12 protein-coding genes are annotated in these 13,122 nt (G+C 73.6%); 8 read left to right on the forward strand and 4 right to left on the reverse strand.

What is annotated here, in order from left to right; genetic code table 11:
* Nucleotides 1–14: 14 nt before the first annotated feature.
* The 3 genes from cmk to der all read left to right on the forward strand — a co-directional run bounded on the left by cmk (nucleotide 15) and on the right by der (nucleotide 2,980).
* On the forward strand, nucleotides 15–701 hold the full coding sequence (gene cmk / locus ACIQPQ_RS17105) for a (d)CMP kinase (protein WP_401304629.1): 687 nt from the start codon (nucleotides 15–17) through the stop codon (nucleotides 699–701).
* Entirely contained in the window at nucleotides 698–1,399 is a 702-nt protein-coding gene (locus ACIQPQ_RS17110; protein ID WP_401304632.1) for a lysophospholipid acyltransferase family protein, read from the forward strand. Before cmk ends, ACIQPQ_RS17110 begins: the two co-directional genes overlap by 4 nt.
* Before the next feature lie 93 nt (nucleotides 1,400–1,492).
* Nucleotides 1,493–2,980: a ribosome biogenesis GTPase Der gene (gene der / locus ACIQPQ_RS17115; RefSeq protein ID WP_401304635.1), complete on the forward strand. Its 1,488-nt coding sequence runs from the start codon at nucleotides 1,493–1,495 to the stop codon at nucleotides 2,978–2,980.
* A 77-nt stretch (nucleotides 2,981–3,057) separates the two neighbouring features.
* Here the strand turns inward: der and ACIQPQ_RS17120 are convergent, their stop codons facing one another.
* Complete coding sequence (locus ACIQPQ_RS17120) at nucleotides 3,058–3,519, reverse strand: hypothetical protein (RefSeq protein ID WP_401305224.1); 462 nt, start codon at nucleotides 3,517–3,519, stop codon at nucleotides 3,058–3,060.
* 92 nt (nucleotides 3,520–3,611) lie between these two features.
* Nucleotides 3,612–4,403: a hypothetical protein gene (locus ACIQPQ_RS17125; protein WP_401304638.1), complete on the reverse strand. Its 792-nt coding sequence runs from the start codon at nucleotides 4,401–4,403 to the stop codon at nucleotides 3,612–3,614.
* Nucleotides 4,404–4,926: 523 nt separating this feature from the next.
* Between ACIQPQ_RS17125 and ACIQPQ_RS17130 the strand changes: the two genes are divergently transcribed.
* The 3 genes from ACIQPQ_RS17130 (at nucleotide 4,927) to ACIQPQ_RS17140 (ending at nucleotide 7,287) form a co-directional block, all read left to right on the forward strand.
* A complete protein-coding gene (locus tag ACIQPQ_RS17130; protein ID WP_401304641.1) occupies nucleotides 4,927–5,640 on the forward strand; it encodes a transglycosylase family protein in 714 nt (237 codons plus the stop codon).
* A gap of 110 nt (nucleotides 5,641–5,750) precedes the next feature.
* Nucleotides 5,751–6,758 carry a helix-turn-helix transcriptional regulator gene (locus ACIQPQ_RS17135; RefSeq protein ID WP_401305225.1) on the forward strand — a complete coding sequence of 336 codons (1,008 nt, stop codon included), beginning with the start codon at nucleotides 5,751–5,753 and terminating at the stop codon, nucleotides 6,756–6,758.
* A 313-nt stretch (nucleotides 6,759–7,071) separates the two neighbouring features.
* Nucleotides 7,072–7,287 carry an I78 family peptidase inhibitor gene (locus ACIQPQ_RS17140; protein ID WP_401304644.1) on the forward strand — a complete coding sequence of 72 codons (216 nt, stop codon included), beginning with the start codon at nucleotides 7,072–7,074 and terminating at the stop codon, nucleotides 7,285–7,287.
* Nucleotides 7,288–7,335: 48 nt separating this feature from the next.
* On the opposite strand, the gene ACIQPQ_RS17145 is transcribed toward ACIQPQ_RS17140, so the two are convergent.
* Both ACIQPQ_RS17145 and ACIQPQ_RS17150 read right to left on the reverse strand, forming a co-directional pair.
* On the reverse strand, nucleotides 7,336–8,370 hold the full coding sequence (locus ACIQPQ_RS17145) for a phosphatase PAP2 family protein (RefSeq protein WP_401304647.1): 1,035 nt from the start codon (nucleotides 8,368–8,370) through the stop codon (nucleotides 7,336–7,338).
* 236 nt (nucleotides 8,371–8,606) lie between these two features.
* The gene (locus ACIQPQ_RS17150; protein WP_401304650.1) at nucleotides 8,607–9,872 is read right to left on the reverse strand and encodes a mannosyltransferase family protein; all 1,266 of its coding nucleotides are present in this window, start codon (nucleotides 9,870–9,872) and stop codon (nucleotides 8,607–8,609) included.
* Nucleotides 9,873–10,143: 271 nt separating this feature from the next.
* Between ACIQPQ_RS17150 and ACIQPQ_RS17155 the strand changes: the two genes are divergently transcribed.
* Nucleotides 10,144–11,748 (forward strand): MFS transporter, encoded by a 1,605-nt coding sequence (locus ACIQPQ_RS17155; RefSeq protein WP_401304653.1) that lies wholly within the window; start codon nucleotides 10,144–10,146, stop codon nucleotides 11,746–11,748.
* A gap of 120 nt (nucleotides 11,749–11,868) precedes the next feature.
* Nucleotides 11,869–13,059, forward strand: coding sequence for an acyl-CoA dehydrogenase family protein (locus ACIQPQ_RS17160; RefSeq protein WP_401304656.1), 1,191 nt, complete (start codon nucleotides 11,869–11,871; stop codon nucleotides 13,057–13,059).
* Nucleotides 13,060–13,122 lie beyond the last annotated feature (63 nt).

The raw sequence follows: 13,122 nt of genomic DNA on the forward strand, positions 1-13,122 counted from the left end.
GAAGGTGTCCACCCGTGGAAAACGGCGCCGCCCAGCCCGTGATTGTCGCCATCGACGGCCCGTCGGGCACGGGCAAGTCGAGCACGTCCAAGGCCGTGGCCGCCCGCCTCGGGCTCAGTTACCTCGACACCGGCGCGCAGTACCGGGCGATCACCTGGTGGATGGTCGTCAACGGCATCGACATCGACGACCCCACGGCGATCGCCGCCGTCGCGGCCAAGCCCGAGATCGTCTCCGGCACCGACCCGGCCGCGCCGACCATCACCGTCGACGGCACCGACGTGGCCGGACCGATCCGCACCCAGGACGTCACCGCCAAGGTCAGCGCCGTCAGCGCGGTGCCCGAGGTGCGCACCCTCATCACCGAACTCCAGCGCTCGCTGGCCGCCGGGGCGGGGCGGGGCATCGTCGTCGAGGGCCGCGACATCGGCACCACCGTCCTGCCCGACGCCGACCTGAAGATCTTCCTCACCGCCTCGCCGGAGGCCCGCGCCGCCCGCCGCAGCGGCGAGCTGAAGGGCGCCGACGTCCGGGCCACCCGGGAGGCGCTGGTCCGGCGCGACGCCGCCGACTCCTCCCGCAAGACCTCCCCGCTCGCCAAGGCGGACGACGCCGTCGAGGTCGACACCACCGAGCTGACGCTCGACCAGGTCATCGACCGCGTCGTCTCGCTCGTCGAGGAGAAGCGGGCCGCGAAGTGACCGAACTGCCCTCCCCGAGAGGCGCCGAGATCGGGCGGCGGATCGGCGTCGGCCTGATGTACGGGCTGTGGAAGCCGCGCGTCCTCGGCGCCTGGAAGGTCCCCGCGACCGGCCCGGTGATCTTCGCCGTCAACCACTCGCACAACATCGACGGACCCATGGTCATGGGCGTGGCACCCCGCGCGACGCACTTCCTGATCAAGAAGGAGGCGTTCGTCGGCCCCCTCGACCCCTTCCTGACCGGCATCGGCCAGCTCAAGGTCGACCGCCACACCACCGACCGCACCGCCATCACCCGCGCGCTGGGCGTGCTCCAGCAGGGCGGTGCCCTCGGGATCTTCCCGGAGGGCACCCGCGGCGAGGGCGACTTCGCCTCGCTGCGCGCCGGGCTCGCCTACTTCGCGGTCCGCGGCGGGGCGCCGATCGTCCCCGTGGCCGTCCTGGGCAGCACCGACCGCCGCGGACGCCTGGTCAAGGCGCTGCCCCCGCTGCGCTCCCGCGTCGACGTCGTCTTCGGCGACCCGTTCGAGGCGGGCGACGGCAGCGGACGGCGTACCCGCAAGGCGCTGGACGAGGCGACCGAACGTATCCAGAAGCATCTGGCCGCCCACCTGGAGCAGGCCAGACGGTCCACCGGCCGCACGGCGGCGGACCGCGAGGAAATGCCGGGCGACCGACCGGACGCTGGGCGACACTGAGTAGTGGATCAACCCGGCGGAACGGTCCTCGCGAGGGCCCGGGAGCCGGGTGGTCCACCGATCACCACGAATGAACGACGAGGTACGGACTTCATGAACGACCACATCCAGCCCGAGGGCTCCGACGGCTCCGAGGCCTTCGAGCACGATCACGGGGCGCTCGGCGACGCCGAGTACGCGGAGTTCATGGAGCTCGCCGCGGTCGAGGGCTTCGACCTGGAGGACGTGGAGGGCGCCATCGAGGCGGCCGGACACGGCCCGCTGCCCGTCCTCGCCGTCGTCGGCCGCCCGAACGTCGGCAAGTCGACCCTGGTGAACCGGATCATCGGCCGCCGCGAGGCCGTCGTCGAGGACAAGCCCGGCGTCACCCGCGACCGCGTCACCTACGAGGCCGAGTGGGCGGGCCGCCGCTTCAAGGTCGTCGACACCGGCGGCTGGGAGCAGGACGTCCTCGGCATCGACGCCTCCGTCGCCGCCCAGGCCGAGTACGCGATCGAGGCCGCCGACGCCGTCGTGTTCGTCGTGGACGCCAAGGTCGGCGCCACCGACACCGACGAGGCCGTCGTCCGGCTGCTGCGCAAGGCGGGCAAGCCCGTCGTCCTCGCCGCCAACAAGGTCGACGGCCCCAGCGGCGAGGCCGACGCCTCCTACCTCTGGTCCCTCGGCCTCGGCGAACCGCACCCCGTCTCCGCGCTGCACGGCCGCGGCACCGGCGACATGCTGGACGCCGTCCTGGAGGCGCTGCCCGAGGCGCCCGAGCAGACCTTCGGCACCGCCGTCGGCGGCCCGCGCCGCATCGCCCTCATCGGCCGCCCCAACGTCGGCAAGTCCTCGCTGCTGAACAAGGTGGCGAACGAGGAGCGCGTCGTCGTCAACGAGATGGCCGGCACCACCCGGGACCCCGTCGACGAACTGATCGAACTCGGCGGCGTCACCTGGAAGTTCGTCGACACCGCCGGTATCCGCAAGCGGGTCCACCTCCAGCAGGGCGCCGACTACTACGCCTCGCTGCGCACCGCCGCCGCCGTGGAGAAGGCCGAGGTGGCGGTCATCCTGATCGACGCCTCCGAGTCGATCTCCGTGCAGGACCAGCGGATCGTCACCATGGCGGTCGACGCGGGCCGCGCCCTGGTCATCGCCTACAACAAGTGGGACACCCTCGACGAGGAGCGCCGCTACTACCTGGAGCGGGAGATCGAGACCGAGTTCGCCCAGGTCGCGTGGGCGCCCCGGGTGAACGTCTCGGCGCGCACCGGGCGGCACATGGAGAAGCTGGTCCCCGCCATCGAGACCGCCCTCGCCGGGTGGGAGACGCGCGTCCCGACGGGCCGTCTCAACGCCTTCCTCGGCGAGCTGGTCTCGGCCCACCCGCACCCGATCCGGGGCGGCAAGCAGCCGCGCATCCTCTTCGGCACGCAGGCGGGCACCAAGCCGCCGCGGTTCGTGCTGTTCGCCTCCGGGTTCATCGAGGCGGGCTACCGGCGCTTCGTCGAGCGGCGGCTGCGCGAGGAGTTCGGCTTCGACGGCACCCCGATCCACATCTCGGTGCGGGTGCGGGAGAAGCGCGGCAAGAAGAAGTGACCTGAGGTCCGGTACGGCCGGAGGGCGGCACCCCGCACGGGGTGCCGCCCTCCAGTCGTGTCACGCCCGCCCGGCCGTCAGGGGCTGCGCCGGGGCGCGGGCGGCAGCGCCGCCGGGACGTGGTGCGTGCCCGACGCCGGGTACGGGTGCCCGACCCCCGGCTGGCCGCCCTGGGGGAGCTGGCCGACCTGGGTCATCTGCGCGATCTGCGTGAGCGGACCGACCCGCTGCCACTGCGACTGCTGGCCGAGCCGCGCGCTCTGCGCCCCCGCGCTGTACGCGCTGTAGGAGCTGCTGAACGTGCCCGGCCGGGGCGGCACGTACGAACCCCCGCCGTGCGGGATGTTCCCGAAGGCGGTGAAGCCCAGCTCGTCCTCGCCGCTGCGGTCACCCGGCAGCGAGCGGAACGACTTGACGTACTCGGCGTAGAGCGCGTCGTAGATCGGCGTGGCCGATGGGCCGCCGTGGGAGTCCTGGGCCGGTCGCGCGGACGGGATCGGCTGGTAGGACTGGCGGCGGGGAACGTCGTAGGTGTGCACGTAGGTCCCAACGACGGCACTGTGCAAGGGATGCGGTCCTGGGGGCGCCCCGGCGCGGGCGCGGGGCGCCCCCAGGACCGGGCGCGCGGTGCTCAGGTGCCGGCGAGGGGGAGGGCCGCGCCGACCAGCTTGCCGTTGGCGGCGGCCTTGTCGAGGGCGTCGCGCAGCAGGTCCTCGCGGGGCTGGCGGCCGATGGAGCCCACGGGGGCCGCGAACATCAGCACCTGCTGGTGCTTGTTGGCGGCGGCCCGCCAGCCCTCGGTGACCTGGAGCGGCTGGTGCGCCTGCCACCAGGCGACCGGCTGGCCGCCGTGCGCGGACGGCTGGAGGACCGCGTGGAGCTGGCCCATCGCGAGCAGCACCGACCAGCCGTGCTGCACGGGCGGCACCTCGGTCAGCTCCGCCAGCGGCATGAAGCCCTGCTCGATGAGGAGCGGCAGGAAGTCGTCGCCGAGACCGGTGGAGCCCGGCCGTACGATCGCCGCGGTCGGCTCCACGACCAGCGCGGGGTGCAACTCCCCGGCGAGCAGCACCAGTCCGCTGGTCACGCCGAGCACCGCCTGCTCGGGGACGGGCGTCCCGGCGGCCGGTGCGGTGGCGGCGGGGGTCTCGCCGCTGATGGAGCGCACGGCGCCCTGCAACTGCTCCTCGGTGACCTGGACGATCTGCGAGGGCAGGCAGGTGGCGTGGGCGAACGCGAGGACGGCGGTCTCGTCCCCGATGAACAGCACGGTGCTGGTGCGCTCGTGGTCGGAGTCGCCCGGGGTGCGGCAGGAGGTGCAGTCGTAACTGCCCGGGGCGTTCTCTCCGGCGAGCAGCCGGTCGGCTTCTTCGTCGCCGATCTCGGCGCGTACGTCGTCGCTGACGTCGAGCATGCGCGGCACGGGTGACTCCCTCGGATGCGGTGCGTGGGCGGTCCGGGTGGCTCCCCGGCCCATGAAGAAGACAACGGGCGATCTGTGGCGGGGGTCACGCTGTCGGCGGTACCGATTCGCGGCGCCCTGCGCACTCGGTCACCAGAGGTGCGGAATCGGACACTCATCGTCAAGTAACGAGCGGATCACGAAAGTTGGTCACGTGAGGTGGGCCACATGGGGTGGCCGGTCCGGGGTGACACATCGCGACATACGGTGCTGAAAGGGCTGTCCGGAACTCGCCGCTACCCCCGGTAATCGCGAACTGGCCTGCGGAAAGCGGCAGTTGGTTGATTCCGGGCCCCCGCACTCCATAGATTCCGCCGCCGTGTGCATCGAGCACCGCCCGGGGTGGGTCCGTCGGCGGCGCGGCGCCGGAGTCATCTCGGCACCGCGCCTCCCGGCGGACGGGGCGGAGCACGCCGACCGCGTCAGCGCGCGGACGGCGAGCCCCGTCCCGGGGGAGACCCCGGGTGCGTAGAGAGGGACCCTCATGTCCGACTGTGCTGAACGCTCCGCCGCCGACGGTCTTCCGGCCCGCGCCGCCACGGCGCGTACGACGGCGGTGCTCGCCGGGGCGGCCCTGCTCGCCCCCCTCGGCCTGCTCGCCGCGGGCGGCACCGCCGCGGCGGCCGACCAGGGTGTCTGGGACCGCATCGCCCGGTGCGAGAGCGGCGGCGACTGGCACATCAACACCGGCAACGGCTACTACGGAGGGCTCCAGTTCTCCGCCGCCACCTGGCGGGCGTACGGCGGCACCGCCCACGCCCCGACCGCCGACCGCGCGAGCCGGACCCAGCAGATCGCCGTGGCCACCAAGGTCCAGCGCGCCCAGGGCTGGGGCGCCTGGCCGACCTGTTCCACCCGCGCCGGGGCCACCGGCTCCGCCCCCGCCGCCTCCGGCAACGGAGCCCCGAAGGCCGACAAGTCCCGCGAACGGACCGGCCGTACGGCGAGCGCGCCCCGCGAGACCACCACCGACCGCACCACGCCCACCGGCCGCAAGCCGAGCGGCGCCTCCCGCGCCGACGCCCCCCGCGCCGACGTCTCGGCGGGCACCGACGTCCACACCGTGCGGCCGGGCGAGACGCTCGGCACCATCGCCGCCGGGCACGGCACCACCTGGCAGCGCCTCTACGCGGCCAACAGGGCGGCCGTGGGCGGGAATCCGGACCTGATCCTGCCGGGCCTGCGCCTGATGATCTGACCCCGGACGGTCCGACCGCGGACAGGTCGTCCCCGGACGGTCCGATCACCGGCTGTTCCTGCCGTGGGCCCGCGGCAGGAGCACCGGACGCCATGGGCGAGACTGCGTCCATGCTGGAGACCTCCGCCCGACTGCTGCGCCTGCTCTCGCTGCTCCAGGCCCACCGCGAGTGGTCCGGCGCCGCCCTCGCCGATCGGCTCGGCGTCACCCCGCGCACCGTCCGCCGGGACGTGGACCGGCTGCGCGAACTGGGCTATCCGGTGAACGCCAGCCCCGGCACCGGCGGCGGCTACCAGCTGGGCGCCGGTGCCGAGTTGCCGCCGCTGCTGCTGGACGACGACGAGGCGGTCGCCGTGGCCGTCGGACTGCGCACCGCCGCCGGGCACGGCATCGAGGGCATCGGCGAGGCCTCCGTACGCGCCCTGGGGAAGCTGGAGCAGGTGCTGCCGCACCGGCTGCGCCGCCGGGTGGGGGCGCTGAACGCGTTCACCGTGCCGATGCTGCGCGGCCCGCAGGCCTCCGCCGTCGACCCGGCCGTCCTCACCGACCTCGCGCACGCCTGCCGCGACGCAGAGCGGCTGCGCTTCGACTACCGGGGCCACGACGGCACCACGAGTCGCCGTACGGTCGAGCCGCACCGCCTCGTCTGCACCGAGCGGCGCTGGTACCTGGTCGCCTGGGACACCGACCGCGCGGACTGGCGCACCTTCCGCGTCGACCGGGTCACGCCGAGGCCCCCGCACGGCCCCCGGTTCACCCCGCGCACCCCGCCCGCCGAGGACCTGGCCGCGTACGTCTCCCGCGGTGTCTCGACCCGCGCCTACGCCACCCACGCCGTCGTCCGGCTGCTGGTGCCCCGCGCCGAGGCCGCCGTACGGGTCTCGCCGTCCGCCGGGACGCTGGAGGAGGACGGTCCGGACGCCTGCGTCCTGCGCACCGGGGCCGCGAGCCTCGACGTGATGGTGATCCACGTGATGCTGATGGGCTTCCCCTTCGAGGTGCTGGAACCGCCCGAGCTGATCGACGCGATCCGGGCCGCGCGGGACCGCCTCGACGGCGCGCTGTCACGGGCCGGGGAGGGGTCCGGGGAGCGGGGCGGCACCGGCGGCCCGGCGTAAGGGGGTGGTGAGGGAACCGTGTATTTCCGATGGGGGGCGGTCGCTCGGTGGCCCGGACGTTCGGAAAGAACCGGTCTCCGGCGCCTCTTCTCCGGACCCAATTCGACGGGAATGACGAGCCGTTCGGGCGGGATACGGACACGGCGTGAAAAGGCCGTTCGAATGCGGGCGGAAGAAGGGCCGGATCGCGCGCCGGGATGGGGGAAGCGGCCGGAAACGGCTGTCGTGACGTTGTGACGGAACGGTGACCGGGGTGATCCCCGCGTCCGGTACGGGGTTCCCGGAACGGCGCTCTCGGCCTAGCGTGGCCCGTATGGCAGCGATTCCCACTCCGCCCGCGGAGCCCCAGGACAGCCCGGACGCCTACGTGGGCCTGGAGGCCGGGCGGGCCGAGCGGCTCGCCCGGGAGCGCGGCTGGTCGACGGTGCGGGCGCTGGAGCCCGGCACGATCATCACCATGGAGTACCGCGTGGGGCGCCTCAACTTCGAGGTGCGGGACGGGCACGTGACCCGCTCCTGGAAGGGCTGACGCCGGGCCGCACGACCCCGGACCGGCCGCCGTACGGGCGGACGCCGGTCAGCCGCCGGTCAGCGGGCGGGCCGTCTGGTTGCCCGAGCCCCTCGGCAGCCGCTCGGGGTGCGGTGGCCGCCTGCTGCCGGTCGGGGTGACCGGGCTGCGCTCCGGGCGGGCCGTGTGCGGGCCGGGAGGCAGGTACACGGGTGCGGCGGGCGCACGCGACACCGGCGGCGCCGCCTCGTGGGAGCGGACCGGCGACGACGCGGCCGGGGAGTGCGGGGCGACCGGTACGGCGACCGGCACCGGAGCGGGGGCCGGTACGGGCGCCGCGCCCGTGCGACGGTCGCGCCAGCGGTCCCGCAGGTCGAGGATCAGCGTCTCCGTGCGGGCGATCAGCGGCTCGAACCAGGGCAGCGCCAGCAGGATCAGCAGACCGGCGGCCCAGCCGAGGACGACGTCGCTCAGCCAGTGCGTACCGAGGTAGACGGTGGCGAGGCCGACGCCGAGGGAGGTGACCGCGGAGAGCGCGGACAGCCAGCGGCGGGCGCGCGGGGTGGAGGCCAGATAGGCCAGGATTCCCCAGGTCACCACCGCGTTGGCGGTGTGGCCGCTGGGAAATATATCGCCGCCCAGACCCATCTCGTTCGAGCCGATGACGGTGGCGTAGTGCGGGCCGAGACGGCCCATGCCGATCTTCGCGGCGCCCACGGTGACGTTGAGCAGCAGCAGCGAGGCGCCGAGCGTGAGCAGCGGGCGCAGGGTGTGCTGCCGCCAGGATCTCCAGCCCAGCCAGGCGGCGACCATCACGGCGGTGGGGCCGCGCTGGCCGAGCACCACGTAGTAGTCGACGAACCAGTGGATCTCGGACCACTGCTGGTACGGCCGGAAGAACATGACCTGCCAGTCGAGGCGGACCAGCCACGAGGTGATCACCACGAGCCACACGATCGCCAGGTAGAACGCCAGGGTCGCGGCGAACAGCGCGACCCGGTGCCGGCTCATCCTCGGCATGTCCGCGAGGGTCGGCCGTTCCGGCTCACGGTCGAGCCTGGCGAACACCCGGTCCAGACGGGTGAGCTTCCGTTCGGTACGCACCCAATCGACGTTACAGCGCGTGAGCTGAGTTCCCTGCCGAATCCACGGGTTTGTGATGACGATGTGATGTGGGATCTCTCTCAGAAGAGCTTTTATTCCTACGGAATCGCAATCTGAGAAGCTTTCACCCTTCAATTCCCTGGCCTATTTCGGTGGCGAGTTTCAGGAACGGAAGGAATGCGTTCACCGAATGCTGGTGCGCCATTCTCCGTACGCTCACGGGCCGACCGGGTGGATCACGGGGGACCCGACCCGTTCAGCCACCACGCTCCGTACACGGCAGAGGCGACCGCCACCCCGCCGACGATCACCGCGGCGCGCACCGGCCGCCGCGCGGCCAGGGCCGCCAGTGCCTGGGCGGGCGGGAACAGCAGCGGGAAGGCGGGCATCAGCAGCCGCGGCTTCGACCCGAAGTAGCTGGAGGCGCACAGGGCGAGCGCCAGCACGACCCCGGTGTGGACGAGCAGCGGGAGCGGCTGGCGGCGGCGCACGCAGACGACGTACAGCCAGATCAGCGCGGCCACCCCCGCGGTCAGGGCGACGCCCGCCAGGACGGAGGGGAGCGCGGGGCCGGACGGGCCGGGGGTGAACTTGGCGCCGACGAAGCGGGCGAAGGCGAGTCCGCCGTCGAAGCCGTTGCGCCAGCCCGCCTGGACGTCGAGATAGCCGAGCGGCCCCTTCCCGGTCCGGTGACCCACCCACAGGACGTATCCGGCGGCCCCGGTCGGGGCGAGCAGCAGACCGGCGGCGCGCGCCGCCCGCGACGCGCCCCCGCGAGCCCCTTCGCGCGGCCGGGCGGGGGGTGACGGCGGCCGGGGGGCGGAATCGTCCGGCCGCGCGCCCGCCCCGCGCGCCGCGCCCCGCTCCCGCACGAACGAGACCACGCCCGCCGCCCACACCGCCGCGACCACCGCCAGCCCGACCGGCCGGGTCAGCCCGGCCAGCGAGGCCAGCAGCCCGGCCGTCACCCAGCGGCCGGTGAGCACCGCGTACAGCGACCAGGCGGCGAGCGCCGTGAACAGGGACTCGCTGTACGCCATCGACTGCACGATCCCGACCGGCAGCACCGCCCACACCAGCACCGCGCAGACCCCGACGCGGCGGCCGTACACCCGGTCGGCGACCGCGAAGATCCCCCAGGCCGCGGCGAGCGACGCGCCCAGCGAGACGACGAAGCCCGCGGCGCCGTACGACAGGGGGGTCAGCGCGTGCAGCAGCCGCTCCAGCCAGGGCAGCAGCGGGAAGAACGCCAGGTTGGAGTGGACGTCGCCGTTCGGCAGCCGCACCTCGTAGCCGTACCCCAGCTCGGCGACCCGCGTGTACCACAGCGCGTCCCAGCGGGCGGTCAGCAAGGTGTACGCGCTCTTGTCGCGCGCCCCGCTCCACCCGGCGAGGACGAGCAGACCCAGGGCGCGCACGGCCGCGTACCCGAGGAGGGCGGGGGCCGCCCGGCGCAGGGCCGCGGGTCCGTACGGGGCCACGCGCGTTCCAGGATCGGTCACGGACCCGATTATCGGCGGGGCCCGGGAACACTGGGTGCGCCGGGGTACGACGGCCCGTGAAAAAAGTGGCGTACGCCACAGACGGGGCCCGTAACTGTGAGAGGTCCACCACGTGGACGACGGGCGAACTCGCGTACGCTGCCACTCACTCGTCGTTCGCTGCGCGGGCCGGAGACCACCGCTCCTCTCCGGCCGAGTCGCGGGGGAGTCCCCACCCCCGCGAGCCCGCCGAAGCCGAGGACACACCTGGGAGCACCTGGGAGGTACGTCTATGTCCGGGACGACCGCGGCCGCCGCCCGGCTGCGCCGTCGGGCGGCCGGGGCCGGTGCCAACCGCTGGGTCGTCCTGGTGGTGCTGTGCGTCAGCCTGCTCCTGGTCGCCGTGGACGCCACCGTGCTGCACGTGGCGGTGCCCGCCGTCACCGAGGACCTGCGGCCCGGCGGCATCGAACTGCTCTGGATCGTCGACACCTATCCGCTGGTCTGCGCCTCGCTGCTGATCCTCTTCGGCACGCTCGGCGACAAGGTGGGCCGCAGAAAGGTCCTCCTCCTCGGCTACGCCCTCTTCGGCGTCGCCTCCGCGCTCGCCGCGTTCGCGAGCAGCGCCGAGACGCTCATCGCCGCGCGGGCCCTGCTCGGCGTCGGCGGTGCGATGATCATGCCCGCGACGCTGTCGATCCTCCGCCAGGTCTTCCCCGACCGGCGTGAGCGGGCCCTCGCCATCGGCATCTGGAGCGCGGTCGCCGCGGTCGGCGCGGCCGTCGGACCACTGCTCGGCGGCTTCCTCCTCGAACACTTCTGGTGGGGCTCGGTCTTCCTCGTCAACATTCCGCTGATGCTGGTCAGCCTGCCCGTCGGACGGCTGCTGCTGCCCGAGTCGAAGGGCGCGGGCGACGGGCCGTGGGACGTCGTCGGCGCGCTGATGGCGGCGGCCGGACTCTTCGGCGCGGTCCTCGGCGTGAAGCGCCTCGGCGCCGGTGATCTCAGCGTCTTCGGCCTGGTCCCGCTGGTGGCGGGCGTGGCGCTGATCGTCCTGTTCGTACGGCGGCAGCGGCGCCGCAGGCATCCGCTGGTCGACCTGCGGATGTTCTCCCGTCCGGCGTTCAGCACCTCGGTCGGCTGCATCGTGCTGGCCATGCTGGCGCTGGTCGGCCTGGAGCTGATCGCCGCCCAGTACCTCCAGCTCGTGCTCGGCCTGTCCCCGCTGGAGACCGGGCTGCGGCTGCTGCCGCTGACGTTCGCCGCGATGGCGGCCGGGCTGGCCGGGGCGCGGCTGCTGCGCCGGGTCGGCCCCCGGCGGATGGTGTGCGGCGGGTTCTGCGTCACTGCGCTCGCCGTCCTCACGCTGACCGCCATGGGCGGCTCCGACAACCCCGGACTGCTGCTCCTCGGGTTCGTGCTGCTCGGGTTCGGGCTGGAGACGACGCTGTTCGCGGCGTACGAGTCGATGCTGAGCGAGGCTCCGCCGGAGCAGGCGGGCGGGGCGGCGGCGATCGGCGAGACCTCGTACCAGCTCGGCGCGGGGATCGGGATCGCGCTGCTCGGCAGTGTCATGAACGCGGCCTACTCGCCCGGCCTGGCCTCCGTGCCGGGGGTGCCGGCGTCCGCGTCCGGCTCGGCGGGGCACTCCCTCGGCGAGGCGTACGAGGTCGCGGGGCGGCTCGGGGGCGCCGCCGGGGAGACCCTGCGCCGGGTCGCGCGGGACTGCTTCGTGCACGGGCTCCATGTGACGCTGCTGGTGAGCGCCGGGTTGTTGCTGCTGGGGGCGGTGATGGCGCTGCGGTTGCCGCGGACCATGCAGTGCGAGGTGCCCTCGGCCGAACCGGTGGGAGTGCCCGCGCCCCGCGAGGTCGAGAAGTCCCGCGTCCCGGTGTGATGCCGGGGGCCGCTCTCCCGTCCACGCGCCGTCCGTGACCGTCTCCCGGGAGGCCGGACCCGTCCGGTACCGTCGGACCCGGCCGCCTGGTGAGCAGCGCTAGTTTTGTGGAGGGAATCCATGTCGTCCGGTTCCGGTCTGCCGCCCTTCTCCGTGTCCGATCCGCTCGGGATCGACGACCTCCTCGACGACGAGGACCTGGCCGTCCGCGACACCGTCCGCCGCTGGGCCGCGGACCGTGTGCTGCCGTACGTCGCGGACTGGTACGAGAAGGGGGAGCTGCCCGGTGTCCGGGAGCTGGCCCGCGAACTCGGCGGGATCGGCGCCCTCGGGATGTCGCTGGAGGGGTACGGCTGCGCGGGCGCCTCCGCCGTGCAGTACGGGCTGGCCTGTCTGGAGCTGGAGGCCGCCGACTCCGGCATCCGTTCCCTCGTCTCCGTGCAGGGCTCCCTCGCCATGTACGCGATCCACCGCTTCGGCAGCGAGGAACAGAAGGAGCGGTGGCTGCCGCGGATGGCCGCCGGTGAGGTCATCGGCTGCTTCGGACTGACCGAGCCCGACGCCGGGTCCGACCCCGCCGCGATGCGCACGTACGCCAAGAGCGACGGCACCGACTGGGTCCTCGACGGCCGCAAGATGTGGATCACCAACGGGTCGGTGGCCGGGGTCGCCGTCGTCTGGGCCCGCACCGAGGAAGGCATCCGCGGCTTCCTGGTCCCCGCCGGGACACCCGGCTTCACCGCGCCGGAGATCCGGCACAAGTGGTCGCTGCGCGCCAGCGTCACCAGCGAACTGGTCCTCGACGGCGTACGGCTGCCCGCCGACGCCGTACTGCCCGGCGTCGTCGGCCTCAAGGGGCCGCTCGGCTGTCTGTCGCACGCGCGGTACGGGATCGTGTGGGGCGCGATGGGCGCGGCGCGGACCTGCTTCGAGACCGCCCTCGACTACGCGCGCACGCGGGAGCAGTTCGGGCGGCCGATCGGCGGCTTCCAGCTCACCCAGGCCAAACTCGCCGACATGGCGGTCGAACTGCACAAGGGAATCCTGCTCGCCCACCATCTGGGGCGGCGGATGGACGCCGGGCGGCTGCGCCCCGAACAGGTCAGCTTCGGCAAGCTCAACAACGTGCGGGAGGCGATCGAGATCTGCCGGACCGCCCGCACGGTCCTCGGCGCCAACGGCATCTCGCTGGAGTACCCGGTGATGCGGCACGCGACCAACCTGGAGTCGGTCCTCACCTACGAGGGCACCGTCGAGATGCACCAGCTCGTCCTCGGCAAGGCGCTCACCGGGCTCGACGCCTTCCGCTGACCGCGACGCCCCCGGGCCCGGAGCGGGGCGGGCCCGAAGCGGGCAGGGCCGGTGACCGGCCCT

Origin of the sequence: Streptomyces sp. NPDC091281 (assembly GCF_044757425.1) — a bacterium.
Lineage (GTDB): Bacteria > Actinomycetota > Actinomycetes > Streptomycetales > Streptomycetaceae > Streptomyces.